General features: G+C 37.9%; 1 protein-coding gene. It reads left to right on the forward strand.

Annotated elements, in window-relative coordinates; genetic code table 11:
- Positions 1 to 401: His/Gly/Thr/Pro-type tRNA ligase C-terminal domain-containing protein (locus J8281_RS19170; RefSeq protein WP_246849174.1), on the forward strand; the 401-nt coding region annotated here is incomplete at both ends.

Below are 401 nucleotides of genomic sequence, written 5' to 3' on the forward strand. Positions count from 1 at the left end.
GTTTCGATTTGGTTTACAAAGGCAGTGATAATGAAGAACATCGCCCTGTAATGATACACCGTGCTCCCTTTGGAAGTATGGAGCGTTTTATTGCTATTCTTCTAGAACATACTGGTGGAAACTTCCCTATTTGGTTAATGCCAGTACAAGCTAAAATATTATCGCTCAGTGAGAAATATGAAAATTATTCTGAAAAAGTTTTAAATTTGCTTGAAAATCACGAAATTCGCGCCCTTGTAGACCATAGAAATGAGACTATAGGGAAGAAAATTCGGGAGGCCGAAATACAAAAGTACCCTTATATGCTCATTATTGGCGAGCAAGAGGAAAAAGAAAACAAAATTACTGTGCGCAAGCATGGTGGCGAAGATCTAGGAATGATTTCTATAGATGAATTCGCC

Origin of the sequence: Aquimarina sp. U1-2 (assembly GCF_017897595.1) — a bacterium.
Classification (GTDB): domain Bacteria; phylum Bacteroidota; class Bacteroidia; order Flavobacteriales; family Flavobacteriaceae; genus Aquimarina.